Consider the following 2132-nt stretch of genomic DNA (forward strand, 5'->3'; position numbering starts at 1 on the left):
TGTGAACAGGCATGCAATTTTGACCCCGTAGCGGGGTAATCGGCGCCCAAAAATGACCCCCTTACACTGATGGTCATGATGCTCCCGAGGTCATCGGGGAGCGCAGTGTGGGATGTTGATCGTGGAGACGATAGCGAAGATCCGGCGGGCGTATTTTCAGGACAAGAAGTCGATCAAGCAGATCTGCCGGGAGCTGCGGGTATCGCGGAACACGGTGCGCAAGGTGATCCGGTCCGGTGCGACGGAACTCACCTACGAGCGAACCATTCAGCCGTTGCCGAAGATCGGGCCCTGGAAAGACATACTCGACGAGATGCTGGCGGTGAACGCGCGGAAGCCCAAGCGCGAGCGACTGACCCGCATTCGGATCTTTGAAGAGCTCCGGGCCCGAGGTTATGATGGCGGCTACGATGCCGTCCGGCGATACGCGGCCTCCTGGTCGAAGGAGGAAGAGGTGGCATCTGCGGCCGCCTATGTCCCACTAACCTTCGATCCAGGAGAGGCCTACCAGTTCGACTGGAGCCACGAGATCGTGGTGATCGACGGCGCGACGACCACGGTGAAGGTGGCACATGTCCGCCTGTGTCACAGCCGGATGCTGTTCGTGCGTGCCTATCCCCGCGAGACGCAGGAGATGGTCTTCGACGCCCATGACAAGGCCTTCGCCTTCTTCGGGGGCACCTGCACGCGGGGCATCTACGACAACATGAAGACCGCGGTCGACACGATCTTCGTCGGCCGCGACCGAGCCTACAACCGCCGGTTCCAGCAGATGTGCGGCCATTACCTCGTCGATCCCGTCGCCTGCACACCGGCATCTGGCTGGGAGAAGGGACAGGTCGAGAACCAAGTCGGCGTTGTCCGACGGCGGTTCTTCGTGCCCCGGCCGAAGTTCAGGAGCTACGCCGAGCTCAACGCCTGGCTCGAAGACCGCTGTGTTGCCTGGGCCAAAGCCAATGCGCACCAGGAGCTTCGGGATCGAACGATCTGGGATGTGTTCCAAGACGAGCGCGCGAGTCTTGTGCCCTACGTCGGTCCGTTCGATGGCTTCCATGCCGTGCCGGCGTCGGTCTCGGAGACCTGTCTCGTCCAGTTCGACAAGAACCGCTACTCCGTGGACGGCCGGGCCGTTGGCCGCCCCGTCGAGATCCGTGCCTATGCCGAGCGGGTCGAGTTCTGGCAGGACGGCAAGATCGTGGGGCAACACGCCCGAGCCTTCGGGCGCGACAAGGCCATCTACGACCCGCTGCACTACATTCCGGTTCTGGCTCGGAAGCCCGGTGCCCTCCGGAATGGCGCCCCCTTCAAAGACTGGGACCTGCCGTCGGCAATCAGGCGCGTGCAGCGCAAGCTTGGCAAGGTGCCGAACGGCGACCGGCAGATGGTCCAGATCCTCAGCATGATCCCGATCGATGGACTGGATGCGGTGGAGGCTGCCTGTGCCGAGGCCTTGAGCGAAGGGGTCCCCGCAGCCTCGGTCGTCATCAACATCCTGGCCCGGCATCGGGAGCCGCCACCGCCGCTGACCATCGATACGCCGGCCGCGTTGCGACTGACCTGCGAGCCCGTCGCCGATTGCAAACGCTACGACAGCCTCAGGAGGCCCGACCATGGAAAGATCACAGGTGCTGGACGCGATGAGCCAGCTGAAGCTCTACGGCATGAAGGCCGCCTACGATGAGATCATCACCACGGCGGTGAAGCGTCAGCACGAGCCGCAACAGATCGTCGGCGACCTGCTGAATGCCGAGATCAGCGAGAAGCAGGCGCGCTCGATCAAATACCAGATGACAATCGCCAAGCTGCCGCTGGCGAAAGAAGTCGACGAGTTCAGCTTCGAGGAAACGCCAGTCAACGAGACGCTGGTGCGCGACTTGGCCGCCGGCGAATTCCTCGAACAGCAACGTAATGTCGTGCTCATCGGGGGCACCGGCACCGGCAAATCCCACCTTGCCGTCAGCATCGCCCGGGCTTGCATCCGGCGCGGCAAGCGAGGGCGCTTCTTCAACGTCGTGGACCTGGTGAACAAACTCGACGCCGAAGCCCGTGCCGATCGACAGGGACGCACGGCAGACCTGCTCTGCCGCCTCGACTTCCTGATCCTCGATGAGCTCGGCTATCTCCCCTTCGCG

Annotated in this window: 2 protein-coding genes; both read left to right on the forward strand. The window is 63.2% G+C overall.

The window, feature by feature from the left end:
* The first annotated feature begins 112 nt into the window (after positions 1-112).
* Positions 113-1681: an IS21 family transposase gene (istA, locus tag KB874_RS22735; RefSeq protein WP_212538855.1), complete on the forward strand. Its 1569-nt coding sequence runs from the start codon at positions 113-115 to the stop codon at positions 1679-1681.
* The coding region (gene istB, locus KB874_RS22740; RefSeq protein WP_212538856.1) for an IS21-like element ISPkr1 family helper ATPase IstB at positions 1611-2132 on the forward strand (522 nt) is incomplete at its 3' end. The genes istA and istB, both read left to right, overlap by 71 nt.

This window comes from Thetidibacter halocola, assembly GCF_018224955.1.
In the GTDB taxonomy this organism is placed as follows: domain Bacteria; phylum Pseudomonadota; class Alphaproteobacteria; order Rhodobacterales; family Rhodobacteraceae; genus Thetidibacter; species Thetidibacter halocola.

Bases quoted from the DNA above. Each gene is read 5' to 3' on its own strand.
- istA (WP_212538855.1), top strand. From the start codon at position 113: ATGTTGATCGTGGAGACGATAGCGAAGATCCGGCGGGCGTATTTTCAG.